23 protein-coding genes are annotated in these 26,857 nt (G+C 38.1%); 19 read left to right on the forward strand and 4 right to left on the reverse strand.

Annotated elements, in window-relative coordinates:
• Positions 1–471 precede the first annotated feature (471 nt).
• The gene (locus AN161_RS09670; RefSeq protein ID WP_053594152.1) at positions 472–2,157 is read right to left on the reverse strand and encodes a HAMP domain-containing methyl-accepting chemotaxis protein; all 1,686 of its coding nucleotides are present in this window, start codon (positions 2,155–2,157) and stop codon (positions 472–474) included.
• A 670-nt stretch (positions 2,158–2,827) separates the two neighbouring features.
• Positions 2,828–4,522: an NFACT RNA binding domain-containing protein gene (locus AN161_RS09675; RefSeq protein WP_053594153.1), complete on the reverse strand. Its 1,695-nt coding sequence runs from the start codon at positions 4,520–4,522 to the stop codon at positions 2,828–2,830.
• Between the two features lie 499 nt (positions 4,523–5,021).
• On the opposite strand from AN161_RS09675, the gene AN161_RS09680 reads away from it, so the two are divergent.
• The 15 genes from AN161_RS09680 to spoVM all read left to right on the forward strand — a co-directional run bounded on the left by AN161_RS09680 (position 5,022) and on the right by spoVM (position 19,744).
• Positions 5,022–5,897, forward strand: coding sequence for a YicC/YloC family endoribonuclease (locus tag AN161_RS09680; protein ID WP_053594154.1), 876 nt, complete (start codon positions 5,022–5,024; stop codon positions 5,895–5,897).
• A gap of 43 nt (positions 5,898–5,940) precedes the next feature.
• On the forward strand, positions 5,941–6,558 hold the full coding sequence (gene gmk, locus AN161_RS09685) for a guanylate kinase (RefSeq protein ID WP_053594155.1): 618 nt from the start codon (positions 5,941–5,943) through the stop codon (positions 6,556–6,558).
• A gap of 4 nt (positions 6,559–6,562) precedes the next feature.
• Positions 6,563–6,790, forward strand: coding sequence for a DNA-directed RNA polymerase subunit omega (rpoZ, locus tag AN161_RS09690; protein ID WP_053594156.1), 228 nt, complete (start codon positions 6,563–6,565; stop codon positions 6,788–6,790).
• A gap of 127 nt (positions 6,791–6,917) precedes the next feature.
• Positions 6,918–7,928 carry a bifunctional phosphopantothenoylcysteine decarboxylase/phosphopantothenate--cysteine ligase CoaBC gene (coaBC, locus tag AN161_RS09695; RefSeq protein WP_053594157.1) on the forward strand — a complete coding sequence of 337 codons (1,011 nt, stop codon included), beginning with the start codon at positions 6,918–6,920 and terminating at the stop codon, positions 7,926–7,928.
• Positions 7,925–10,339: a primosomal protein N' gene (priA, locus tag AN161_RS09700; protein ID WP_082340022.1), complete on the forward strand. Its 2,415-nt coding sequence runs from the start codon at positions 7,925–7,927 to the stop codon at positions 10,337–10,339. The genes coaBC and priA overlap by 4 nt, the downstream gene beginning before the upstream one ends.
• Before the next feature lie 398 nt (positions 10,340–10,737).
• On the forward strand, positions 10,738–11,232 hold the full coding sequence (gene def, locus AN161_RS09705; protein WP_053594158.1) for a peptide deformylase: 495 nt from the start codon (positions 10,738–10,740) through the stop codon (positions 11,230–11,232).
• Position 11,233: 1 nt separating this feature from the next.
• Complete coding sequence (gene fmt, locus AN161_RS09710) at positions 11,234–12,175, forward strand: methionyl-tRNA formyltransferase (protein ID WP_053594159.1); 942 nt, start codon at positions 11,234–11,236, stop codon at positions 12,173–12,175.
• Positions 12,172–13,533: a 16S rRNA (cytosine(967)-C(5))-methyltransferase RsmB gene (gene rsmB / locus AN161_RS09715; protein WP_053594160.1), complete on the forward strand. Its 1,362-nt coding sequence runs from the start codon at positions 12,172–12,174 to the stop codon at positions 13,531–13,533. The genes fmt and rsmB overlap by 4 nt, the downstream gene beginning before the upstream one ends.
• Complete coding sequence (gene rlmN / locus AN161_RS09720) at positions 13,533–14,672, forward strand: 23S rRNA (adenine(2503)-C(2))-methyltransferase RlmN (RefSeq protein WP_053594161.1); 1,140 nt, start codon at positions 13,533–13,535, stop codon at positions 14,670–14,672. The genes rsmB and rlmN overlap by 1 nt, the downstream gene beginning before the upstream one ends.
• Positions 14,673–14,678: 6 nt before the next feature.
• Positions 14,679–15,428, forward strand: coding sequence for a Stp1/IreP family PP2C-type Ser/Thr phosphatase (locus AN161_RS09725; RefSeq protein WP_053594162.1), 750 nt, complete (start codon positions 14,679–14,681; stop codon positions 15,426–15,428).
• 2 nt (positions 15,429–15,430) lie between these two features.
• Entirely contained in the window at positions 15,431–17,401 is a 1,971-nt protein-coding gene (gene pknB / locus AN161_RS09730) for a Stk1 family PASTA domain-containing Ser/Thr kinase (protein WP_053594163.1), read from the forward strand.
• A gap of 11 nt (positions 17,402–17,412) precedes the next feature.
• The gene (rsgA, locus tag AN161_RS09735; RefSeq protein ID WP_053594164.1) at positions 17,413–18,297 is read left to right on the forward strand and encodes a ribosome small subunit-dependent GTPase A; all 885 of its coding nucleotides are present in this window, start codon (positions 17,413–17,415) and stop codon (positions 18,295–18,297) included.
• Between the two features lie 2 nt (positions 18,298–18,299).
• Positions 18,300–18,968, forward strand: coding sequence for a ribulose-phosphate 3-epimerase (gene rpe / locus AN161_RS09740; RefSeq protein WP_053594165.1), 669 nt, complete (start codon positions 18,300–18,302; stop codon positions 18,966–18,968).
• The gene (locus AN161_RS09745) at positions 18,965–19,618 is read left to right on the forward strand and encodes a thiamine diphosphokinase (protein WP_053594166.1); all 654 of its coding nucleotides are present in this window, start codon (positions 18,965–18,967) and stop codon (positions 19,616–19,618) included. Before rpe ends, AN161_RS09745 begins: the two co-directional genes overlap by 4 nt.
• A gap of 18 nt (positions 19,619–19,636) precedes the next feature.
• On the forward strand, positions 19,637–19,744 hold the full coding sequence (spoVM, locus tag AN161_RS28735) for a stage V sporulation protein SpoVM (protein WP_143114739.1): 108 nt from the start codon (positions 19,637–19,639) through the stop codon (positions 19,742–19,744).
• Positions 19,745–20,340: 596 nt separating this feature from the next.
• Here the strand turns inward: spoVM and rpmB are convergent.
• Complete coding sequence (gene rpmB / locus AN161_RS09750) at positions 20,341–20,529, reverse strand: 50S ribosomal protein L28 (protein ID WP_004227417.1); 189 nt, start codon at positions 20,527–20,529, stop codon at positions 20,341–20,343.
• A gap of 491 nt (positions 20,530–21,020) precedes the next feature.
• On the reverse strand, positions 21,021–21,761 hold the full coding sequence (locus AN161_RS09755; RefSeq protein WP_053594167.1) for an IclR family transcriptional regulator: 741 nt from the start codon (positions 21,759–21,761) through the stop codon (positions 21,021–21,023).
• Positions 21,762–21,982: 221 nt separating this feature from the next.
• On the opposite strand from AN161_RS09755, the gene AN161_RS09760 reads away from it, so the two are divergent.
• The 4 genes from AN161_RS09760 to AN161_RS09775 all read left to right on the forward strand — a co-directional run bounded on the left by AN161_RS09760 (position 21,983) and on the right by AN161_RS09775 (position 26,820).
• Positions 21,983–22,855: an arginine deiminase family protein gene (locus tag AN161_RS09760; RefSeq protein WP_053594168.1), complete on the forward strand. Its 873-nt coding sequence runs from the start codon at positions 21,983–21,985 to the stop codon at positions 22,853–22,855.
• A gap of 15 nt (positions 22,856–22,870) precedes the next feature.
• Complete coding sequence (locus tag AN161_RS09765) at positions 22,871–23,632, forward strand: arginine deiminase family protein (protein WP_053594169.1); 762 nt, start codon at positions 22,871–22,873, stop codon at positions 23,630–23,632.
• A 111-nt stretch (positions 23,633–23,743) separates the two neighbouring features.
• The gene (locus AN161_RS09770) at positions 23,744–25,177 is read left to right on the forward strand and encodes an amino acid permease (protein WP_053594170.1); all 1,434 of its coding nucleotides are present in this window, start codon (positions 23,744–23,746) and stop codon (positions 25,175–25,177) included.
• A gap of 38 nt (positions 25,178–25,215) precedes the next feature.
• Positions 25,216–26,820, forward strand: a complete 1,605-nt coding sequence (locus AN161_RS09775; RefSeq protein ID WP_053594171.1) for a M20/M25/M40 family metallo-hydrolase — start codon at positions 25,216–25,218, stop codon at positions 26,818–26,820.
• The last annotated feature ends 37 nt before the right edge of the window (positions 26,821–26,857 follow it).

Consider the following 26,857-nt stretch of genomic DNA (forward strand, 5'->3'; position numbering starts at 1 on the left):
TTTATCTATTAATGATATATAAGAAACTTATTTTGTATTTATCTAAGATTATCCAATAGAAGAGCAAAAAAGAAGAAGTAGAGTAAATATATGCAAAAATGTACCTTTATTAAGAAATAATTGCATTGTGTTTTCGTAGAATATATTTTTTTGAAATAATGTACACATTGCTTGAATATACAATAATGTATGAAAAGCCAATGTATTATATCAATCATATGTATGCAGATTATAACATATTACAAGTGGGAAAACATACCTCGCCTAACAACTTTTGTGCTGTTGTTTTATGGAGAAGTTCAATTGTCTTACTTAGAAAGAAAGATTCTGCATATAGTTACTAAAACAATTGCATTATGGCTAAAGTGGATAGGACTTGAGAATGATAGGGAGTGCATTTACCTTTTAAAAATTTTAACATCCATTAATAAAGCAGAGCATTTCAATGAAAGAAATACTCTGCTTGAATGTTTAAAGCTTAAATTGATTAATTTGGGTTTGTAAGTCCATTGATTTTTCACTTAAATCTGTAGCAACTTGATTTACTTGTTGCATTGTCGCAGCTTGTTCCTTACTCGCTTCGGCAACGATTTGTGTATTGGCTGCACTAGAAGAAGCACCATGGGCAATTTCTGCGACAGAGGCAGCTACCTGTTCAGCGCTTGCAGAGATTTCTTCCGAAGTAGCCGAAATATCTTCTATCTGGTCTGTCATCGTATTGATCGCTTTTACGATTGCTTCGAAAGAGTTGCCAGCATCCCCGATAATTTTTACACCATCTGTGACAGATTGTAGCCCATCTTCGACAGCTTTTTCTACATTTAGTGTATCTTCTTGAATTTCTTGTGTTAAGACAACGATTTGATTGGCTGATTGCTTTGATTCTTCTGCTAGCTTGCGTACTTCGTCGGCTACGACTGCAAAGCCTTTGCCGTGTTCACCTGCACGTGCAGCCTCGATTGCAGCGTTTAGGGCTAATAAATTCGTTTGATCTGTGATTGCTGTAATTACTGTAGTGATATGGCCTATTTCTTCTGATTGCTTACTCAATTTTTGAACGAGATCGTTAATCATTTGCGTAGAGTCATAAATGACGTTCATTTGTTGTTGGGCTTCATCGACTGTACTATTACCGTCATTCGCCAATTCACTTGTTGTCACTGCGCTTTGATGAAGTTGTTGAGTTGCCTCTGCTATACGTTGTACACCTACTGCTGTTTCATCCATTGCATATGCACTCTCATTGGCAGCAATTGTAGCAGTAGATGCTGCATTCGCTGTCTCATTAATACGTACAGTCACCTCTTCAGCAGAAGCAGAAATCTCTTCGGTAGAGGCGGATAGCTCTTCAGCAGAAGCTGATAAATGTTCAGCATTGCCTTGAATATGTGTTAATAAACTTCGTAAGCTATCTTTCATTGCGTTAAAGGCTGTAGAAAGCTGACCAATTTCATCTTTAGATTGGTGAGAGATATCTTGATGATATAATTCACCATTGGCAATATTATTGGCAGCAATTACTACAGATTTTAAAGGACGCGAAATAGTTCGTTGTACATAAAACATCAGGGATATCCCAAGAATAACGCCAATGACGATAGCTATGATTGAAATTATTTGCGAATTTGATACAGCTTGTCTAGACTCTTTTGTAACAATATCAAGTTGATTTTTTTGATAACTTATAATATTTTCTGATACTGATAATAACTCCTTGTTTGCTTGTTGCACCTCGCCATTAACTTTTTGTAGTGTCTCTTCTAATTTCCCAGCTTTTTGGAGCACAAGTGCTTCATCTGCCGCTTTGTTAAAAGCATCATTATATGTATTTAAATCCTGCGAGTAAGCATCCATTTCAGATGAATCAGATTTTTCCTTCATCTCTGCTACGTGGTCATCTAACATTTTTGAATATTTTGCAAAGTTCTCTTTATTAGCAGCTGTGTCCTCGATGATTATGGCACGAATGAAAAGCCCTTGCATCGCTAATTCAATTTGAAGATTATCAGCTAACTCTACTAAGGCAACACGATCCTCTAGCGCGTTTTCTACCTTATTTTCAATATTTGAAAACTGAATAAACAAAATCGACAATGAAATAATTAGGGTGAGGATGATGGAGAGAAAACCAAAGCTTAATTTTTTGCCTACAGACATAATGATACATCCTTTCTGAAATGCTTTACATTTTTACTTAAATTTAGCCATTCATAAAGGAGGAAGTCAATATCGCTCGGAATAAACAGTTCGGAATATTCACGAGTTTTTTTAGCGTTATTATAATAAGGAACAATAGCTATAAAAATCAATCAAGTTAAAGATAAATTTAATGGTTGCATAGTACAGATTACGTGGTCATCGTCATAAAAAAAAGAATACGATACATTTCATATCGTATTCCACAGCTTTTCGACTAAAAATAAACATTAAATAATGTGTATCTTTAAATAAAGGTTGATTTTCACTCCGAGTTGGCGCTTTCTGCGCAAGCTCATCTTGCAGGAGTCGCCACTCTCCGTGAAAAATCAACAACTCCTCATCATTAGTATGAGTAGACAAACTGAATCAAAGTAGTATTATGTTTAAAATACTAAAAGATTCAGCCTATGGGATATGTTTGAATATTTTTCATCAAGGTAACCCTCATCGTTAAACAACTTTATGCAATTCAAGAGTTTGTCTACAGTCTGAGAGGCTGGGACATAAGTATATTTTTATAGCACAATTAAAAAATTTTCACATCAGAAAAGCGCAAGAAATCAACGTTTCTAAAATTGATTTCTCACGCTTTTTAAAGTTTTGACCAGTTATGTCTCAGCCTCAATCTTTAAGACTGTTTTTTTAACTGTAAAATGACAGTTTCATCTGGATCGATGTATAAAGTCTTTTGTTCAAAGTAAATAACAAAACCAGGTTTAGCGCCATTTGGCTTTTTTACCTGACGTATTTCTGTGTAATCTACTGGGACAGAGGAAGAGTCTCTTGCTTTTGAAAAATAGGCGGCAAGTGTAGCGGCTTCTCGTAATGTAGTATCATCTGGTTCACTCGTATGGATGACAACATGTGAGCCTGGAATATCCTTCGTATGCAGCCAAATATCAGTGCGCTTAGCTATTTTAAATGTAAGCATGTCATTTTGCTTGTTATTCTTCCCAACAGAGATAGCTACACCTGTAGAAGAGACATAACGTTCAGGCTCAGGCTTCACTTGTTTCTTCTTTTTTCTCGCATGACGTAATTTCAAATAACCTTGTTCTGCTAATTCTTCGCGAATTTCTTCGATATCTCCCGGAGCAGCTTGTTGTACCTGCTGAGCGAGCATTTCAAAATATGTTATTTCTTCCTTCGTTTTTTCTAGCTGTTCTTGAACCATTATAAGGGCATTTTTTGCCTTTGTGTATTTTGTGTAATAGCTTTGAGCGTTTTCGATAGGTGTTTTACGATCACTTACTGGAATGGTGATTTTTTCTTCAGTCTCACTATAGTAGTTAGTGACAGTTACTTCTCTTACACCTTTTTCAAACGCGTAAATATTCGCCATCAGTAGTTCCCCATATAATTGGAACTGATCAAGCTTAGATGCACGTTCGTAATCTTTATTCAATTTTTTAGTTTTTAATGTAAGCTTATCAATTTCATTTTGTAGCCATCGCTCTAAATCCCCTGCCTGCTGTTTAACACGATCACGCTCAGCTCGTGCAAAGAATACGCGGTCAAGTAGCTCGTGTACATTTGGATAAATCGTTACATCTCCTTGTAAATGTGTTAAAGCGATTGGTGAGAAGTAAGTTTTATTATTTGCGAATACATACATCGGCTCTGCTCCACCATTATTAAAAGAAGCTATAAAGTTCTTAAAGCTACCTACACGATCAGTTGTGTCTGTTAATCGGAATAATAATTCCTCTGCATGGACAGGTGAGAAGCCAGTAAATTGCGAAACAACTTCCTTAGCCGTTTTTAGTTCAGAGAAAAACATCGTAAGCTGTTCGTCGGTCACTGCTAGAGGGTGCCATTTATTTTGGGCGGGTGGTGCAATATAGGGCTGACCAGGTAACACTGTCCGAAAACTATTCACGGAAGGTGGCAAATGCTTTAAGCTGTCGACTATTTTTCCCTGCTCCTTATCTATTAACAGCAGGTTACTGTGACGGCCCATAATTTCAGCATGTAATTCCCTTACAATAGGGTCGCCAATTTCATTTTTACTTTGGATTTCTACTATTATAATACGATCAAAATCGTGTTGTTTAATAGAAGAAATAAAACCACCCTCTATATGCTTCCGTAACAGCATACAAAACATAGGAGGTTCTGCTGGATTATCAATAGATTGCTCAGTAAGATGAACGCGTGCGTATGAAGGGTGAATTGAAAAAAGCAATTTATGATTGCTTCCGTTCGCACGGATATGTAAAACTACCTCCTGAGCGTTTGGTTGATGTATTTTAGTAATCCGACCTGTTACTAATTGTTGTAGGTCGGCTGTCATTGAATAAGTAAATAAGCCATCAAATGCCATATGAATTCCTCTTTCCAACGATATAAGCATCCTTGGTACTTTCGTATTTATTATATTTTAATGGTGCATTCTCATAACACTCTACTCGAGCACAAATGCACTTTTCTTATGACTCATCACCATAACGTGGGTTGATTTCCGTTCCGGGGGCCATGATAAAAACTGAAATTGTTCCGATAACACGAGATAATATTCCGATAAAAGCTAATATTGTTCCGATAAATCTTCAAAGTACGCATTTGAAAATAATGAGCCGCTAATTCCATCCACTCTAATCAACTTCTAGACATAGCGTACATTTTAACAAATGTCATCTCTTTCTTTTGGTGATGAGCATTTTCTTATGTTTATCATAGCATTTTTTAGGTGAATATTAAAATATAGCTTTAATTGTGGTAGAATTAGCTTTTTCTTGATCTAATTTTTTATGGTGAGACGTCATAAATGGCAGAGCTTATGTTATAATAATTCCAGTATGCAAAGAAAGGTGTGACGAACCTTGGTGCGTAGTATGACTGGTTTTGGCAGAGGTGTCACAACAACAAGAGACTTTCAATTAACCGTAGAAATGCGCTCGGTCAACCATCGATTTTTAGAAATTCATGCAAAATTTCCGAAAGAATGGCTTGAAGCAGAAATTTTTGCAAAGAAATTAATTTCACAAGCTTTGTCACGTGGCAAAATTGATGTGATGGTATATGTTAAGGATTTAGAGAACGTCGAGCAATCTATTGAAATTAATTGGTCATTAATTGAAGCGTATCGTAAGGCAAAAGAGCAATTAGCAAGTAAAGTACCACTTGAAGAAAAATGGACGATGCAAGAGCTACTGTCTCTTGAACAAGCACTTGTACAGGAAAAGCCACAGCTTACACCTGAGGATTTACTTTGTGCTGTTGAAAAGGCTATTACGCAAGCACTTGAGCAGCTGATTCAAATGCGCGAGCGTGAAGGGCAAGAATTGCAAGACGTTGTTGTACAATATAAAGAACAGTTAATGGAACAAGTGAAACAGATTCGTTCATTCTCCTCTCTAGCTGTTGAAAAATATCGTACACGATTATTGGAACGAATTACTGAAGTGGCGAATGGATCGCTGTTAGAAGATCGCCTACTTGCAGAAGTAGCGATATTTGCAGAACGTGTAGACATTACCGAAGAATTGGACCGATTAGATAGTCATTTTAATCAACTGGAAGAAACGTTACAAGAAACGATTTCAGTTGGCCGTAAATTAGACTTTTTAATGCAGGAAATACACCGCGAGATCAATACGATTGGTTCAAAAAATCAATCAACAGAGGCGGCCATTGCGGTAGTTCAGGCGAAAACAATTTTAGAAAAGATGCGTGAGCAAGTTCAAAATATCGAATAGCTTGCATGTATCTGTTATAAATTAAGGGAGATATAGAGAATAAATGATAAAAGAACGCGGATTATTAATTGTTCTGTCTGGCCCATCTGGTGTAGGTAAAGGGACAGTGCGAAAAGAATTATTTTCTCAGCCGAATACGAATTATGAGTATTCCATCTCGATGACAACACGAAATCCTCGCGAAGGTGAAGTAGATGGTGTAGACTATTTTTTCAAGACACGTGAAGAATTTGAAGCATTAATTGAACAGGGTGGCTTATTGGAGCATGCTGAATTTGTAGGTAATTATTACGGAACACCGTTAGCCTATGTAAATGAAACACTTGATGCAGGACGTGATGTGTTTTTAGAAATCGAAGTGCAGGGTGCAGCTCAAATCCGTAAAAAGGCACCAGATGCATTATTTATTTTCTTAGCCCCACCAAGTTTAACGGAATTAAAGGACCGTTTAGTTGGTCGAGGGACAGAAACAGCAGAGGTTATTGCAAAGCGTATTGCAACTGCAAGTGAAGAGCTTGAAATGATGAGCTTATACGATTATGTAGTTGAAAATGATGAAGTGACAAATGCCTGTGATCGTATAAATGCGATTATTAAAGCTGAGCATTGTCGTAGAGAACGTGTTGAAAAAAGATATTTGTCAATGTTGAGAGGAGAATAAACCTATGTTATACCCATCAGTAGATACATTAAAAAAAGAAATCGATTCAAAATATTCATTAGTAAGTCTAGCATCTAAACGTGCTCGTCAAATGCAAGAGGAACAAGGCACAGAACGCTTACACAAGTATGTTTCCTATAAATCCGTAGGGAAAGCACTTGAAGAAGTAGCAGCAGGTGTACTTACAAAGGTATCACAGGATGAGTCAACTGTATACGAAGACGAAATCTAACATTGATGTAAAAAAGCTTTTGCTAAATTAATGTTAAAGTCTTACAGTGGATTTTTGATTATACAAATGCCGAGAGCTCCCGAGGAATGTTCCTTTGGGAGCTTATCATTTGAAAGGACGATTGTACATGAATAAAAACATTTTACTTTGTGTTTCAGGTGGTATAGCGGTTTATAAGGCTGTCGCTCTAGTTAGCAAGCTATCTCAGGCAGGGGCAAATGTAAAAGTCATCATGACAGCATCAGCAAGACAATTTGTGAATCCGTTGAGCTTTCAAGTTATGTCCAAAAATGATGTTTTTTTCGACACATTTGATGAAAAGGATTCAAGTGTTATTGCTCATATTGATTTGGCGGATTGGGCAGATTTAATTTTAGTTGCACCAGCTACTGCAAATGTTATTGGTAAACTGGCGAATGGAATTGCAGATGATATGGTAACGACGACCTTGCTTGCAACAACTGCACCTGTTTGGCTTGCACCAGCTATGAACGTGCATATGTATGATCATCCAGCGGTAAAACGAAATTTGGCACAGCTAGCATCTGATGGCTATCAATTTATAGAGCCTTCAGAAGGATTTTTGGCATGTGGCTATGTTGGTAAGGGACGTTTAGAGGAGCCAGAAAAAATAACTGCGATTGTGCAAGGATTTTTTTCAGAGAAGGTCAAGCCGCTAGCTGGTAAAACGGTAGTGGTCACAGCTGGAGCATTTTATGTGCCATTGGACGAGCACCATGTTATTAGTACAAAGGCGAACGGTAGAATTGGTCAGGCGATAGCAGAAGAGGCGAAAATACTTGGGGCAAATGTAATTTTAATAGATGAGAAAGAAGCAAGCGTGCATAAGCTTTTTGAACAACTTGAGGGTTATCAAAAACAATATCCATCTACATTTTTTATCCATGCAGCAAATACGCCTACAATTGAAGGCGCACCGATACTGTCCATAGAAGGAATGACCGCAGTAACCTTTGGACAGAAGGTTATTGGTGAACCTATGTTAACAATCGTATCTGACACGTGGATCGATTTTAGTGACACGGCAGAAATAAATGGCCAATTTTGGGATGCGACAGATGCCACACAGTTTGCTAAAGCATTTTGGACATATATATTACAGGGTGATGCGCAATGAGTTTATTGATTGCAGAGGTTATAGTGGATGTTTCAACATACCATGTAGATCGTCCATTTGACTATGAAGTGCCAACACAATGGGCAAACATTATAGAAATGGGCTGTCGTGTCAAAGTACCGTTTGGACCAAGAAATGTTCTAGGCTTTGTGATCGGATTAAAAAATGAAACAGATGTACCATCTAATAAATTAAAATCTATTGCACAAATTTTAGATATAGAGCCTGTGTTAACAGAAGAAATGCTGTTAATGGCAAAGTGGCTGAAAAACGAAACGATTTGCTATGAAATTGATGCCTTACAGGTCATGCTCCCATCAGCGCTTCGAGCGAAGTATGAAAAAATCATAACGATGCAAGAGGAGAAAGAAGCTTTACCTGAAGATGCCAAGGTTATTTTCGGTAAGCGACAACAGGCTAATTTCAAGGAATTCGAGCGTGCTGGATTACTTCCTTTATTAAAGCAACTGATAACAGATAAAATTGTAAGAATTGAAAATGTTGTGAAGCAGCAAGGAAATGTGAAAGAAATACGTATGGTCAAAATTTCAGATGATCAGCAAGATATCGACAAGGCAATGGAAGGTGCAGCGAGAGCAGCCAAACAGCGCCTGCTGATTGAATGGATGAGTAGACACCTTGGTGAAGTCCTTTTGCCACAGAAAATCTATGAGGAAACAGGTATGTCACCCGCAGTATTACAGTCAGTTATTGAAAAAGGTGCCGCTCATTTTATACAAGAAGAGGTGTATCGTGATCCCTTTACGAAGGAGGTTTCCCGTACTCAATCTTTACAATTGACGGATGAACAGCACGTTGCACTAAAGGCCATTACTGGATCAATGGAAGAACAGACTGGGAAAACTTTTTTACTACACGGCGTCACGGGGAGTGGTAAAACTGAGATATATTTGCAGGCAATACAAAAGGTGTTAGATGAAGGTAAGGAAGCCATTATGCTTGTGCCTGAAATATCATTAACACCACAAATGACAGAGCGTTTTCGTAGTCGTTTTGGCGAGATGGTTGCTGTGATGCATAGTGGATTGTCTGTTGGTGAAAAGTATGATGAATGGCGTAAAATTCAGCAAGGAAAAGTGAGCGTTGTTGTTGGAGCTCGTTCAGCAATTTTCGCACCTTTTACAAATATAGGTCTTATTATTTTAGATGAAGAGCATGAATCAACGTATAAGCAAGAAGATTCACCACGTTATCATGCTAGAGATGTAGCAATTTGGCGAAGTGAATTTTATAACTGTCCTGTCATATTAGGTAGTGCAACGCCTGCACTTGAATCATTTGCGAGAGCAAAGAAGGGCGTATATAGTTTGCTATCCTTAAAGCAACGTGCTTTGCACCAACCGTTACCAACTGTTTTTATTGCTGATATGCGAGAAGAACTTCAAAAAGGGAATCGTTCTATGTTTTCGGAGCAACTTATTGATGCTATACGTATAAGGCTTGAGAAAAAAGAACAGATGGTGATGTTTTTAAATCGTCGTGGCTATTCCTCTTTTGTGCTTTGTCGTGATTGTGGGACGGTTGTACAATGTCCAAACTGTGACATTTCGTTAACGTATCATCGAACAACAGAGAAATTAAAATGTCATTATTGCGGTTATGAGGAGCGTGTTCCTCAAATATGTCCACAATGCCAAAGTGAGCATATTCGCTATTTTGGTACCGGAACACAAAAGGTCGAGGAAGAAATATATAAGTTATTTCCTGAGGCAAGGGTCTTTCGGATGGATGTTGATACAACAAAGCACAAAGGTGCACATGAAGAAATTTTGCAGGCATTTGGGGAAGGACAGGCAGATATTTTGCTAGGGACGCAAATGATTGCGAAAGGTCTTGATTTTCCTAATATTACGCTTGTTGGTGTACTGAGTGCTGATACATCTCTGCATCTGCCCGATTATCGTGCAGCGGAGCGAACATTTCAATTATTAACGCAGGTTAGTGGTAGGGCTGGGCGTCATGAAAAGCTTGGTGAGGTTATTATTCAATCGTATACACCAGAGCATTATGCAATTGAATTGGCCAAAATACAAGATTATGAGCCATTTTACGAACGTGAAATGTTTTTACGCCGCCGCTCTAGCTATCCACCGTATTATTATGTAGCACTTGTTCAAATATCCCATGAGGATGTCATGATGGCAGCTGAGTATGCTGGACGTGCAGCGGATTGGCTAATGGAAAACCTATCAAACAAAGTAGCAATTATTGGACCAACAACGGCAAGCATTAGTCGCCTCCAAAATAGATATCGTTATCAATGTTTGATAAAATATAAAATTGAACCAAATCTGATTCCGGTATTACAACGCCTTCTTGCGATGTATCGTGCGGAATGGATTAAACAAGGTATATTAATGACGGTAGATTTAGATCCGTCGACTATATAAAATGCTCTATCACTCAAAGTTTGGGATGACATTTTGCTAAAACTTATGTCTTGCATATAAGTTGATTGGAGTGTAGGCTGGGCGACTCCTCGGGGATCAGCAATAAAGGAACGAAGGCTAAAACCATCACGTCCTGTGATAACGCCTTCGTGACCAACATCGTGTTGGCCCGAGACCCTACAGCGAAGCGAAGCGGCTCATCGGACGCCCCCAGGAAGCTCTGCTCTGTGCGAAAGCGAAGCGTCAGCAACAAAGCGCCCAGCCGAAACGGAAATCAACCACACGTTATGATGATGAACCCGCAGAAAGATTCTACAAAAGACTATCCCAGGCAATTATGCCGAGGCATTACAATTTAACAAGGTATAGGCCTTAAATATAGAAATGAGGAACATAAAATGGCAATTAAAAAAGTTGTAGAACATCCAGCAAAGGTATTATCAACACCGTGCGCGGAAGTAACAGAAATTAATGAAGAAACTATTACATTACTAGATGATTTATATGACACAATGGTTGAATATGATGGCGTTGGAATTGCAGCACCACAAATAAATGTAGGCTTACGTGTTGCAATTGTCGAGCTTGGCGAGGAACGAGATATTTTAGAAATGATTAATCCAACTGTTATCGAAACGGATGGAGCTGAAGTAGATATTGAGGGTTGCTTAAGCTTCCCAGGATTATACGGGGAGGTTGAACGCCCTGAATATGTGAAAATTGAAGCATGTGACCGTGAAGGACGTGTATATGAGCTAGAAGCGGGAGGCTTTGATGCACGAGCAATTTTACATGAAATCGATCATTTAGATGGCGTGCTATTCGATTCAAAAATCAAACGCATTGTAACCGAAGAAGAACTTGAAGCAATGTACGCCGAAGAGGAGGAATAAAATGACATCAATAATTTTTATGGGCACACCTGATTTCTCCGCGCCAATTTTGCGTATGCTACATCATGAAGGCTATGATATTAAAGCTGTAGTTACACAACCAGATCGTCCAGTTGGGCGTAAGCGTGTGTTAACACCACCACCTGTTAAAGCAGCAGCGATGGAGTTAGGTTTACCTGTTATTCAGCCGGAAAAGCTACGTGGTTCTGAGGAATTACAGCAAATTATTGATTTACAGCCTGACTTAGTCGTAACGGCAGCTTTTGGACAAATTTTGCCGAAAGAATTGCTAGATGCACCACCGCTTGGTTGTATTAACGTCCATGCGTCACTTTTACCGAAGTATCGTGGTGGGGCACCTATTCACCAAGCAGTTATTGATGGTGAAAAAGAGACTGGTGTAACAATTATGTATATGGAGCAAAAGCTAGATGCTGGTGATATCATATCTCAAAAGGCTATCCCAATTGAAGAGGAAGATCATACAGGTGGACTATTTGATAAGCTGAGTGCTGTGGGCAGCGATTTATTAAAAGAAACACTTCCTTCTATTATAAATGGAACAAATAATCGTACAGTGCAGGATGAAGCACAAGTAACCTTCGCAAGCAATATTTCACGTGAACAGGAACGTATCGATTGGACAAAGGATGCTACAACTTTATACAATCAAGTGCGTGGTCTTCATCCATGGCCAGTTGCCTATACAACATTTGAAGATGGGAACTTTAAAATTTGGTGGGCACAGGTTGGTAACACGAAGAATGATGCTATTCCTGGTACGGTTGTTGCGATTTCAAAGGATCATTTTGAAGTTGCAGCTGGAAATGGAACAACACTTGCCCTGTATGATGTACAACCCGCTGGTAAAAAACGCATGACAGCAGAGGAATATTTACGTGGTACAGGTTCTAAATTACAGATCGGGGACCAGTTTAAATGAGTAAAAAAAGCGTAGTAATTTGGGATGGAAATGTGCGCGATGCTGCACTTTCTATTCTGTTAGCAGTAGATAAAAATCAAGCCTATAGTAATTTACTTTTAAATGAAACGATAAAGCGACATAAAATTGAAGCGAAGGATCGTGCGCTTTTAACAGAAATTACGTACGGCACTCTACAATATAAAATGACACTTGACTACTATTTAGAACCATTTATTCGTGGTTCAGTGGATCATTGGGTGCGCTGGCTTTTACGTTTATCTTTATATCAAATGCATTATTTAACGCGTATACCACCTCATGCAGCGGTGAATGAAGCTGTAGAAATTGCCAAGCGTCGAGGTCACCAAGGGATTGCTTCAATGGTCAACGGTATTTTACGATCTATTTTACGTCAGGGTGTAGCTTCTACGGATGACATTAAAGATCCGATTGAGCGCCTTACCATTGAAACGAGTCATCCAGAATGGTTAGTGCAACGCTTTGTCGATAACTATGGTATTAAAGTAGCAACTGAAATGTTACATGAAAATAATGTGCCTCCAGTGCAGACTGTACGTGTAAATATGACGAAAGGAAGCGTCGAGCAAGCGATTGCCAGCATAGAAGCGGAAGGTTTATCAGCGAAAAGAAGTGATCTAATGCCTGAATGCTTACATGTAACAAATGGTCAGCCAGCTCGAACAAAGGCATTCCAAGAAGGGCTTATTACTATTCAGGATGAAAGCTCCATGATTCCAGCAAATGTTTTGAATCCATCTCCTGGCATGCGCGTCTTAGATATGTGTGCAGCTCCAGGTGGAAAAACAACACATATAGCTGAAATTATGAAAAATGAAGGATCGATTTTAGCGACTGACCTTCACCCTCATAAATTAGATTTAATCGACCATAATACGGATCGTCTAGGTATTGATATCGTAGAGACTGCTCCGATTGACGGACGTAAAGCACCTGATTTTCTACAACCAGGATCATTCGACGCTATTTTAGTCGATGCACCTTGTAGTGGTTTAGGTGTTATGCGCCGCAAGCCAGATATTAAATATACAAAACGAGAGGAAGATTTAGAAAACCTCCAAAAAATACAATTGGCGCTATTAGATGCTGCAACAAAAGTATTGAAAATAGATGGCAAGCTTGTGTACAGTACATGTACAGTCGATAAAAAAGAAAATGAAGGCACTGTAGAGGCCTTTTTATCAACGCATCCAGAAATGGAAGCTATACAACTAGAATCTTTACCAACAAAATTAGCGGAAAAGCAAGCAAATGGCATGCTTCAAGTCTTTCCACAAGACTTTGGCAGTGACGGTTTCTTCGTTGCCGCCTTTCGTAAAAAAGGAGAATCCAACTAATGGTGGATCAAGAGAAATTTAATGAGCGTATAAGCGACTTAGTTGAAGAAGCAGAAGACAAGCCTGTTCGAGCTAAAAAAGAAAAACCAAATTTAAAGGAATCGGTATACTCATTACAGCCGAAACAACTAGAAGAATGGTTAAAGGAAAATGGTGAAAAACCGTTCCGTGCAGCACAAATTTTTGATTGGCTTTATAATAAACGAGTGAAAACATTTGAAGAAATGTCAAACCTTTCAAAAGGATTACGTGAAAAGCTAGAAGCAAGTTTTTCATTAACGACATTGTCAACAATTATTAAGCAGGAATCTAAAGATGGTACGATCAAGTTTTTATTCCAATTACAAGACGGCTATTCTATTGAAACTGTATTAATGCGTCATGAATATGGGAATTCTGTTTGTGTGACAACACAAGTAGGTTGCCGAATTGGCTGTACGTTTTGTGCATCAACTTTAGGTGGATTAAAACGTCATTTACTAGCAGGGGAAATCGTGGAGCAAGTTGTCAAAGTACAGCAGACTTTAGATGAAGTGGGCGAGCGTGTGTCACATATCGTCATTATGGGTATTGGAGAACCTTTCGATAATTATGATGCAATGATGAGCTTCTTAAAAGTCATCAACCATGAAAAAGGATTAAATATTGGTGCTCGTCACATCACTGTATCAACATCAGGGATTGTTCCAAAAATTTATCAATTTGCTGATGAGCAGCTACAAATCAACTTTGCAGTATCCTTACACGCACCAAACCAAGAGGCTCGTCAAAAACTAATGCCGATTGCACGTGCTTACAAATTGGATGAATTAATGGAAGCCGTCCGTTACTATACCGAAAAAACTGGTCGACGTGTTAGTTTTGAGTATGGTTTAATGTCTGGTGAAAATGATTCAGTTGAAATTGCAGAAGAATTATCCGCATTAATAAAAGGAATTAAATGCCACGTGAACTTAATTCCTGTAAACTACGTACCAGAACGTGATTATGTTCGCACATCTCGTAGTCAAATTTTTGCCTTTGAAAAAACTTTAAAGAAGAATGGTATTAACGTAACGATCCGCCGAGAGCAAGGTTCTGATATTGCAGCTGCGTGTGGTCAATTACGTGCGCAAGAGAGATCTGAAGAGACGAGGTGACCAGTGTTGAAATACACAGTCGAAAGTGATATTGGGTTAAAACGAGCAATTAATGAAGACCGTGCGGCGTTTTTTAAACGTCCAGACGGGCTTGCACTAGCACTTGTAGCGGACGGCATGGGTGGTCATAATGCTGGCGATGTAGCGAGTGATATGGCGATGAAACAGATAGAATCCGTTTTTTTACAGGCAGAGGCACATCAATTTGCATCAACAACATCAAAAAAAGAGTGGTTATTACAAGCAGTCAAGCAATTAAATAAAAATATATATGACTATTCTTTATCACATGAAGACTGTAAAGGAATGGGCACGACGTTTATTGCAGTGTTAATTGAAAAAAATCATTGCTTTATCTCACATGTTGGTGATAGTCGTGTGTATTATTTCTTTGAAGATGGTGCACAACAAATAACAAGAGATCACTCCTATGTAAATGTTCTGGTTGAAAATGGTGAAATAAGTGAAGAGGAAGCGTTGACACATCCGAAGAAAAATTTCATCTTGAAAGCTGTTGGTACAGAAGAAACGATTGAACCAGATTTTTATGAAGTTGATTTAGCATCAGAATCGTATTTACTCATTTGCTCTGACGGTTTAAGTAATAAACTAACCGTGTATGAAATGGCATCAATTATTACGTATCCAGATTCAATAGAAGAAAAAGGACGAAAACTTGTGGAATTAGCAAATGCAAGCGGGGGGGAAGACAATATCTCCCTCGTGCTACTCACAAGGCAAGATGAGGAGGTGTAAGTATGCTTGTAGGTAAACGAATTAGTGACCGCTATAAAATTATAGGGCTCATTGGTGGCGGGGGTATGTCCAATGTTTATTTAGCACATGACATGATTTTAAACCGGGATGTAGCGATTAAAATATTACGCTATGATTTTACCAATGAGGATGAATTACATCGACGTTTCCAACGTGAGGCACTTTCTGCTACAAGCCTTACACATCCAAATATTGTTAGCGTTTATGATGTAGGGGATGATGGTGATCTACATTATATTGTAATGGAGTATGTTCAAGGAAAAACGTTAAAGCAGTACATACAGGAATTTGCACCAATTTCTCCTGCTAGAAGTGTGCATATTATGAAGCAGTTAACATCAGCCATTGCCAATGCTCATGAAAATCATATTATCCATCGTGACATTAAGCCTCAAAATATTTTAATGGATGCTGAGGGTAATGTGAAAATAACTGACTTTGGCATCGCGATGACGCTTAGTGCAACGTCATTTACACAAACAAACTCCGTGCTTGGAACTGTGCATTATTTGTCACCAGAGCAGGCTCGTGGCGGCACAGCAACAAATAAATCTGATATTTATGCACTTGGGATTGTTTTATATGAATTATTAACAGGAGAATTGCCGTTTTCTGGCGAGTCAGCTGTTTCGATAGCCCTTAAGCATTTACAAGCTGAGACACCGTCAGTTCGTGCATTCGATGCTACTATTCCACAAAGCGTGGAAAATGTTGTGCTAAAAGCTACAGCAAAAGATGCTTCCCATCGTTATTCAACTGTAGAAGAAATGCAAGAAGATTTAGAGACAGTTTTATCGCCAAATCGTATGAATGAACCAAAATTTGTCATACCGGTAGATAATGATGTGACAAAGGCTATTCCGATTATAAAAGAACCAACTCTACGTAAAGACGAAGATTTAACGAAGACAAGAGCAATCGAACCAATTACGCAATCAAAGCCGAAACCCGAAGCTAAGAAGCCCGTTGAAAAGGCAGTACCTGTAAAGAAAAAGAAAAAGTGGCCATTATATGTTGCTGGGTTAGTAATAGCAGCCATCGCCATTTCCCTATTCTTGTTATTTGCAACTAGCCCGAAAAAGATATCTGTACCTGATGTGGCTAATCTAACAATTGTGGAAGCTACTAAGAAATTAGAGGCTGAAGGCTTTACTGTTGGTGAAGAACCTCAGGAGCGTTATGATGAGGACATAGAAAAGGATAAGGTCATTGAAACAAACCCTGCTGAGGGGACGGAGCGTGTAAAAGGTACGGAAGTAGACTTAGTCGTTAGTCTTGGAGTAGAAAAGACGAAAGTGGATGATTATAGAGGGCAGCAAATCAGCCAAGTTCAATCAATGTTAAAGGGTAAATTTTTAGAGCCAGAAATTAGCGACGTATATTCTACAGAGCCAGAAGGAACAATTATTGAACAAGAGCCGCTACCACCAGAAGAAGTAATCGCTAAAGATACATCAATGAAATTTAAAGTAAGCGCCGGTGTAAAAATGGTTACCGTAGATAATGTTGTGAATTACACGAAAGCTGAAATGGATGAGTACGTAAGTAGACAAGGCTTAAAATGGCGTATTTCTCGTGAAGACTATAATAATACAGTAGCGGCTGGAAGTGTTATTTCACAATTGACAAAAGCTGGAACTTCAGTTGAAGCAGGCTCTACAATAGCTGTTGTCATCAGTAAAGGACCTGCCGAAAAACCTGTGAAAACTTATGTGACAACAGTGGTGATTCCATATGAACCAACAGAGGAAGGTATCGAACAACAAATTCGAATTGAAGTTCAAGATAAAATCCATTCAATGGCAAAACCGTATGCTGAATTTCCTATTACAAGTGATAAGGAATACAAAATACAATTTGTCGTTGAAGAAGGTCAACAAGTAGCCTATAAAATTCTACGTGATTCGCAAATTATTGCTGAAGAAAGTTTCAATTATGATGATATTAAATAAGGGGGAATTAGATGGCGCAAGGCCAAATACGTAAAGCATTAAGTGGTTATTACTATGTATATGATGGAGAACAACTTATACAATGTCGAGGACGTGGGGTATTTCGCAATCGCGGGGAATCCCCACTCGTTGGCGACATTGTAGAATATACACTGGAAACAGAAGGATCTGACGGCACTATTCAAAAAATTATGGAACGTCAAAATGAATTAGTACGTCCTCCGATAGCCAATATTGATCAAGGTATTCTAGTGTTTTCCGTAAAAGAACCAAATTTTAATACAATTTTACTGGATCGTTTCTTAGTTGTTTTAGAGTCATTTCATGTTCATCCGATTATTTGTTTAACAAAGATGGATTTGCTAGAAGATCATGAGCGTGAGGAATTGCAAAGCTATATAGGAGATTATGAAAGCATGGGTTATACCGTGCTACAAACTTATAAGGGTGAGGAAGAATTAGTGGATCGTCTACAGCCTATTTTAAAGGAAAAAACTTCTGTATTAGCAGGGCAATCTGGGGTTGGGAAATCCACATTACTAAATACATTAATTCCAGATTTAAATTTAAAAACAGGCATTATTTCACAAAGCTTAGGGCGTGGAAAACATACGACTCGCCATGTCGAATTAATCGAGGTGTGTGACGGCTTAATAGCAGATACTCCAGGATTTAGTTCATTTGATTTTGATGAAATAGAAAAAGAAGAATTAGGCGCATGCTTCCCTGAGATGGCCCGTATTGCAGATAATTGTAAATTTAGAGGCTGTCTACACTTAAAGGAACCTAAATGTGCAGTAAAGGTAGCAGTTGAGGCGGGAGAAATTCGTGACTACCGTTATAAACACTACGAACAATTTATGCAAGAAATTATGGATCGAAAGCCGAGGTATTAATGATGATACAAATAGCACCATCAATTTTAGCAGCCGATTTTGCTAAATTAGGAGAAGAAGTAAAGGCAGTAGAAAAAGCGGGGGCACAGCTTATTCATATCGATGTTATGGATGGTCATTTTGTGCCGAATATTTCATTTGGCTCTATCGTATTAGACGCCATTCGTCCTTTAACAGATTTACCGCTAGACGTTCATTTAATGATTGAAAATCCTGATCAGTATATTGAACAATTCGCCAAAGCAGGAGCAGACTATATTACGGTGCATGTAGAGGCTTGCCGCCATTTACACCGTACAATTCAATTAATTCGCTCATACGGGGTCAAACCTGGTGTTGTATTAAATCCACATACACCAATAGAATCTATTCAACACGTTTTAGAGGATATTGATATGGTGTTGTTCATGACTGTGAATCCAGGCTTTGGTGGACAAAAATTCATTCATTCTGTAGTACCAAAAATTGAAGCATTAGCAGCTATTATTAAAGAACGTAATCTTGATATTGCTATAGAAATCGACGGTGGAATTAATGCTGAGACTATTATTCCATGTGCAAAAGCAGGGGCAACAATTTTTGTAGCTGGTTCAGCAATTTATAGTAAAGAAGATCGTTCTGCGGCACTTCAGGAAATTTTAGCTGCTGGTGAGGCAGCGATTCAAGGATGACAGTAGTCGTTGTTTGTGCAGGTGGACCAAAAGAGGAACTCTGCTCATTTCATCCGTTTAAAGAGCAAAGTGATGTATTATTTATCGGAGCTGATCGAGGAGCGCTATATTTAATCGAGCAAGGAATCACACCACATGCCATAGTAGGAGATTTTGACTCACTATCAAAAGAGGAATACGAACTGGTGATGGCACATACAAATGATAGACAACGATTCCAAGAAGAAAAAGATGAAACAGATACGGACTTAGCGTTATTGAAAGCCCTGACCTATACACCGCTAGAAATTGTACTTACAGGTGTGACAGGTGGACGCTTAGATCATTATGAGGCAGCAGTCCGTTCAATTTATCGTTTACAAAAAGAGCATCCACAGATAGTATTGAAGATTATTAATCATGCAAATATGTTGCAATTTTTAATGCCAGGCACACACAACATTGAAGCAAACGAGCAATATCGTTATTTATCTTTTTTTGCACATGAAGAGCCGATTAAAGATGTTACACTAAGGCAAGTAAAGTATGAAACAACAAATGAAGAAATCTCTCTCGGTACATCCCGCTTTACAAGTAATGAAATAATAGGTAATTCAGGGTCTATATCTTTCACGCAAGGCATATGTTTAATGATAAGAAGCATAGATTAGCGTAAGGGGGAGAGAGTCCTGAAAGTATATACGTTCCAGCTACCAAAATTTGTGAGTAGTATTACGCGTACGTGTATCAACATTTTTAAAAAAGAAAAGAAAGTAAAAAAATCCGACAAACTCTAGTCGGATTTTTCTAATTGTTGAAAAACTATTATGTCAATGAAATGAAGGTGTCGTATTAAATAAAGTATGGCTCTTCGGCAAAACGAGGGGGTGATTTCCGTTGCGACAGCAACACGATGTTGATTGTTCCGATAAAAGCTAAAATTGTTCCGATAAAATGAGATTTTGTTCCGATAAATCTTCAAAATATTCGTATGAAAATGAATTCATCTGAAAGCGAAGCGGCAGCAACAACAGATGCACTATCGTATCACTGTTAGAGGTTATTCTGTTCAAATAAAGTGAGTAGCCATAACGCTCATTTTTGACATACAAAAAATTGATAAAAGTAGAAGATTCTAAATACTACAGATAATAGGCGATTTGCCGTGCCGGATTGCTATTGATAAAGAAAGCCACTAGCAATTACGTGTCCTTGTAATTGCTAGCGGCTTAATCATTTTATTGTATTTATGGTCGCCCACTAGAACGATGATTAAATACAAATGATACTTTTATCTAAATATTCACTAAGGCGGTTGGTAGTCTGCCCAGTTAATAAGAAAGAAAAAAATCGATTTGCGCCAAATGCCAAATCGATTTTTTGGAAGCGACGATTAAACGCGCTCGATTTTACCTGATTTTAATGCACGAGCAGAAACCCATACACGTTTTGGTTTACCGTCTACTAAGATACGAACTTTTTGAAGGTTAGCACCCCAAGTACGTTTGTTAGCGTTCATAGCGTGGGAACGGTTGTTACCAGTACGAGCTTTACGTCCAGTGATTACACATTGTTTTGGCATGTTGTATTCCCTCCTTACTGTTGATGCTGAAAGATTATTATTTCAGTCCGGTATTTCACATACCATAATAATTTAACATACGATGACGCTCAGTGCAATAGTTTTCACATAACCTTTCAAGAAAAAAACCTTTACAGACAAAAAATACTTGTTAAAAAAGTGGTATTAATTGGCTCATACCAAAAGTTTTGGATGACATTTTTAAAACGTCTGCCATTTATATAAGTTGATTGGAGTGGAGACTGGACGCAAAAAAACATCCTGCCGCTGCCGCTTCGCTTTCGCGCAAAAAAAACTGTTGCCCCGATGCCCCCAGGAACCCAGTCGGAACGGAAATCAACCACACGTTATGGTGATGAGTTTATTAATTCCTAGATAAAACAATTATCGGTATAAGATGATTGAAGTTTTTTAATCTCCGCGTTAACTTTCAGCATGATGGAGAAGATTCTGTAGGGAATGAAGCAAACCCTATTGATTAAAGCTTCACTTTATTTTCCACGGTAGCCAAGCTTCATAGAAACACGTTTACCAGTTTCCACTAAACGCTCCGTAAGGGTATTAATATGTTCCGTTGAGACGTTAAAGCTAACAAAACCTATACTTACGGCACCGACTACTTCATTAAAACCATTTAAAATGGAAACTGCCATTGAGGATGTTCCTGCTGTTCTTTCCCCATGACTAATGGCAAATCCCTGTAGTCTTATTTGATCAAGCTGTGCCTCTAATTCAGCGATTTCTTCATCCGGAATGAGCTGTTCAATAATTTCCTTTGCTTGAGAAACGGGCATTGCGGCTAAAATTGCTTTATTTGCAGCACCAATATGCATCGGTATACGAATTCCTAACTGATCGTAAATACGAATTGGATTAGCTGCACTGTCTATTCTTTCAATAATGATCGTATCTAAACCCGCAGGCTTACTTAAATAGACGCTTTCCTCGACCTCTCTTGCTAAACGCTCTAATTCAGGCCTAATTTTACTAATGTAGTCCATCGTATCATACACTTGTAAGCCAAGTTCCATCCATATTGTACCAAGTTGATATTGTTTAGTTTGTTCGTCTTGTTCAATCATTCCTTCTTTAATCATCGCTTTTAAAATTCTATGTAATGTACTAAGTGGCAAATTGCATTTTGCCGAAAGCTCTGAAATGGACAAGCTGCTTTCGCCTGCTTCAGAAGCTAAAACTTTAGCAATTGTCATAGCTCGTTCTAATAATTGCATTTATGTCCCACCTCTCCTTCATTTATTTTATTTTTAATCCTTGTTTACGTCTAGTTACATAATCGTGGATATGTATTTCATTTCGTTTCCTATCTGAAAAAGAATGAATATAGAAATTTTTCTAAATATATTGACAGTATACCGCAAAACACATATATTTTACATATAAACTTTCCTTTTAACGGAAACGTTTTCCACTACACGGAAAAGGGGTGAAAGGAATGCATTATTGTTCATCAATGTATGCACCTTTGAAACACGTAATCGTAAAACGTCCAAAAGATGCTTTCCGAAGCCAAGAGCATCTTAGTGATGAATGGGAAACATTTAACTACTTATCGGAACCAAACTATAATGAGGCTCTTAGAGAATATGCTGAATTTATTAGTATTCTCGAAAAGTACGTTGAAAAAATTGATTTTTTACCAGAATCAGATGAAGTAGGGTTGGATTCGCTATATGCACATGACCCTGTCAAATTCACGTCAAAAGGGGCTATTATCTTAAAATCTGGCAAAAAATTAAGACAATCAGAAGCAGCTGTTTATAAAGCGTTTTTACAAGAAAAGGGCATTCCGATAATCGGAGAATTGACGGGAGATGCTGTTGCGGATGGTGGCGATATTGTTTGGCTTGCTGACCGTACACTCGTTGTAGGTCGAGGCTATCGAACGAATGATGAAGCTATTCGTCAGCTACAGGACATGACGGAGAATATTGTCGATGAATTCATTGTTGTACAGCTACCACATGATTTGGGTGAAGCAGAATGTTTACACTTAATGTCCTTTATTAGTATGGTGGACAAGGATTTAGCGGTTGTACATTCACGATTAATGCCAGTTTTTTTCCGTCAGCTTCTAATCGAACGAGGAATTCAGCTAATTGAAGTACCGAAAGATGAATATGATGCGCTAGGCTGTAACGTCTTAGCACTTGCACCTAGAGTATGTATTATGCCAAACGGAAATCCAATAACAAAGCAACAATTACTAGATGCAGGCGCAAAAGTTTATGAATATAAAGGAAATGAAATTACGGTAAAAGGAACAGGTGGACCTACATGTCTAACTTGTCCAGTAATAAGAGGATAAAAGGAGACGAAGCAAATGTTTAAAAATGTAATAGTAAAAAATCCAGGAAATAGTTATGTAAACGGTTTAACGACTAGTGATTTAGGAAAACCAATTGTAGAAAAATTATATGAGCAACACGAAAAATATGTAGAAGCTTTAAAGCAATGTGGCGTAGAGGTTACAAAGCTTCCAGCGAATGAAGATTTCCCAGATTCAACATTCGTAGAGGATGCAGCTGTTTTAACACCTGAGTTTGCCATTATTTCAAACCCTGGGGCAGAAGCTCGTAATCGTGAGATTGAGGAAATCGAACCGGCTGTTAAAAAGTTCTATGAAAAATTGTATTATATCGAAGGCCCAGGAACACTTGATGGCGGAGATGTATTGCAGGCAGAAAAGAAATTTTATGTCGGCATCTCTGACCGTACGAATGAAGAAGGAGCTCGTCAATTCAAAGAAATCGTTGAAAAAGAAGGCTATGAGGCAACGATTATTCCGTTAAAAGAATTTTTCCATTTAAAAACAGGCATCGCATATGTTGGTGAAAATCGTATGGTGCTAGCAGGGGAGTTTATCGATCATCCTGCGTTCGAATCCTATGAAAAAATTATTATTCCAAAAGAGGATGAGTACTCGGCAAACTGTATCCAAGTAAATGATTATGTCATTATTCCAGCGGGCTATCCAGAAACAAATCGTAAATTAAATGATTTAGGCTATCAAACAATTGAGCTTGAAATGTCTGAATTTAGAAAACATGATGGTGGGTTAAGCTGCTTGTCATTACGTTTTTAGTTCAATGTAAAAATACCCAATCAATTTAAATGGGAAAAATTGATTGGGTACTTTAGTAGAGTAAAAATCAGAATATTGAATATATTTATAACAACTAGAGAGTGGTGATGGATGTTGAGTAAAGGGGAACAACGGCAAGATTATCAATTAAACCGTTCAATGAAGAGTCGTCATTTATTAATGCTATCGCTTGGTGGAGTTATTGGAACAGGCCTATTTTTAAATGTTGGCTACACAATTAATCAAGCAGGTGCTGGAGGCGCATTAATTGGTTATTTATTTGGTGGCTTAATATTGTACATGGTAATGAATTGTCTTGGAGAATTAGCGGTTTATATGCCTGTAACTGGTTCTTTCCAAACCTATGCAACGCGTTTTATCAGTCCTTCTGCAGGATTTTCTTTAGGATGGATGTATTTTGTCGGGTCAGCCGCCACAGCTGGGGTAGAATTTACAGCAGCGGGAATTTTGATGCAACATTGGTTCCCAAATGTCCCTATTTGGATTTGGTGTGCCGTATTTATGGCTCTTCTGTTTATATTAAATGCGTTAACAACGAAAGGTTTTGCAGAAGCGGAGTTCTGGTTTGCAAGCATCAAAGTAATTGCAGTGATTGCATTTATCGTCATAGGAGCTGCGGCAATTTTTGGTTTGATGCCATTAGCTGATCGCCCTACGCCACATCTAACAAATTTAGCACCGTCTGGTTTATTCCCAGCAGGTATAACGATTATATTTGTGACAATGATGAATGTTATCTTTTCTTATCAAGGATCTGAACTTGTCGGTATTGCAGCAGGGGAAACTGAAAATCCAGAAAAAAATATTCCACGGGCAATACGGACAATTCTTTTTAGAATAATTGTTTTCTATATTGCTTCTATTATTGTTTTATCTGCCATATTTCCGTCATCGGAGCTTGGACTACTGGAAAGTCCATTTGTCACATTGATGGATTTAGCTGGCGTTCCATATGCTGCTGGTATCATGAATTTTGTAATTCTAACTGCGATATTATCGGTAGGTAACTCGTGTCTATATGCTTCAACGCGTTTATTATGGTCGATGTCAAAAGAGGGAATGGCTCCTAAATTATTTGGCCGTCTCACGAAAAATAAAGTGCCATTAAATGCACTTATTTTCACGATGCTTTTCTCACTGCTTTCTTTATTAACGAGTGTGATGGAAGCAGATGCAGTATTTGTTTTACTCATGTCTGTTGCGGGAATTTCTGTAACAATTTCATGGATGGGAATTTGTGCATCTCAATTGATGTTCCGATATCGCTATGTGAAAGCTGGAGGGGATGTGGCTGATTTAAAATTTAAAACGCCATTTTATCCATTGATTCCAGTGTTCTGTATTAGTTTTTGTATGCTAATTCTTGTCTTTTTAGCATTCGACCCAACACAAAGAATTGGTTTACTATATGGTATTGGATTCTTTATTGCTTGCATGATCTTCTATAAATTGAAATTGAGTAAAACAAATACAGTTTCTTCTGAGATTGAAATAAAAAATGAGGAATCACTTGATATACACTGATATGTATTCTGTTGAAGATCGGATAAAGGAGAATTTTTATGAATAATTATCTTTGGAATACACCTGAAAAACTTCGTGCATTATTATGTGAAATTGTCAGTTTGGAAAGTAGGACATTAACAAAAGGTGAACATGAATTTGCCTATAAATTAAAAAATAAATTGCAAACGCTTTCTTATTTTCTGGAAAACCCGGAATTTATTGAATTACATGATGCGGGCCTTGAACGCAATGCTGTGACTGCCTTGTATAAGCACCCATCTGCAACAGAAACGGTTGTGTTAATTAGTCATTTTGATACGGTCCATACGGAAGAATATGGCGAGCTGGAACCATTAGCCTTCTACCCTGAAGAGCTGACAAAAAAGCTAATGGAACCTAAATACAAAAAGGATTTACCTGAAGCGGCAAGGATTGATTTAGAATCAGGCAACTATTTATTTGGTCGAGGGACGATGGATATGAAAATGGGGCTCGCTTTGCATATGCAGTTGATTGAAAAGGCAAGTATCGAAGAATGGCCCATCAATCTTATTTTAACGGCTGTGCCAGACGAAGAAGTGAACTCTGCTGGGATGCGTGCAGCAGTTGTAGAGCTTGTCAGACTCCGTGAACAGCATGGGCTCTCTTATAAACTATTTTTAAATAGTGAGCCTTCTTTTTCACAAGGCCCAGCTGATACCAATGAATATATTTATTCAGGAACTATCGGTAAAATTATGCCAGCTACCTTATTTTACGGAAAAGAGACACATGTGGGTGAGCCATTAAAAGGAATGACCGCAAATTTTATTGCTTCATACATGACGCAGCATATGGAGTGGAATCCGATTTTCAGTGAAACAGATCTTGGTGAAAGTACGCCATTACCTGTATCCTTACAATTAAAAGATTTGAAAATGGAGTATTCTACACAAACACCATATCGTGCAGCAGCTCTTTACAATGTGTTTTTATTAAAGCGTACAGCATCGCAAGTAATGGATATTTTTGAACAAGTTGCAATGGAAGCAATGTCAGCTTGTAATGAGCAATATAAGCGAATTTGTGAGCGAGAAAAGGTACAAGGTGTAGGTGAAGTAAAGGTACTTCGTTATGAGGCGCTTTTAGAGTATGCGATTAATAAATTAGGGGCCGAGGAAGTGGATTTAATAAAAAGTCATGTTCTTGAAAAAAGCGCATGGGATGATCGAGAGAAATCAATTCGTATCGTGGATCAGCTAATGCTTCGTTGCCAGGAACTTTCACCAGCGACAGTGTTGTTATATGCACCACCTTACTATCCGGCAATCAATTCATCCAATCATCCTCTTGTCATCCAATCGATTGAATTAATGAAGAAAACAGCCAAAACATTTAATATTGAAGTGGAGCAAATTCACTATTTTAATGGTATTTGTGATTTGAGCTATGTCAATTATTCGGACGACTCAAACGAATGGACAGCATTCGAGCGCAATACACCGGTATGGGGAGACACGTATAGTATTCCGTTTGAAGCAATGTCTGCATTACAGGGCCCTGTTTTAAACGTTGGACCTTTTGGCAAGGATGCCCATCAAAAGACGGAAAGATTACATGTGGATAGCGCATTTAAGGAAATGCCGGTGATGATTGATACGCTTATAAAAAGCCTATTTTAAATTAAATTTATAAAGAAAAATGTAAAAGCTGATACTA

It is taken from the genome of Lysinibacillus sp. FJAT-14222, from assembly GCF_001278875.1.
Taxonomy (GTDB): Bacteria; Bacillota; Bacilli; order Bacillales_A; family Planococcaceae; genus Lysinibacillus; species Lysinibacillus agricola.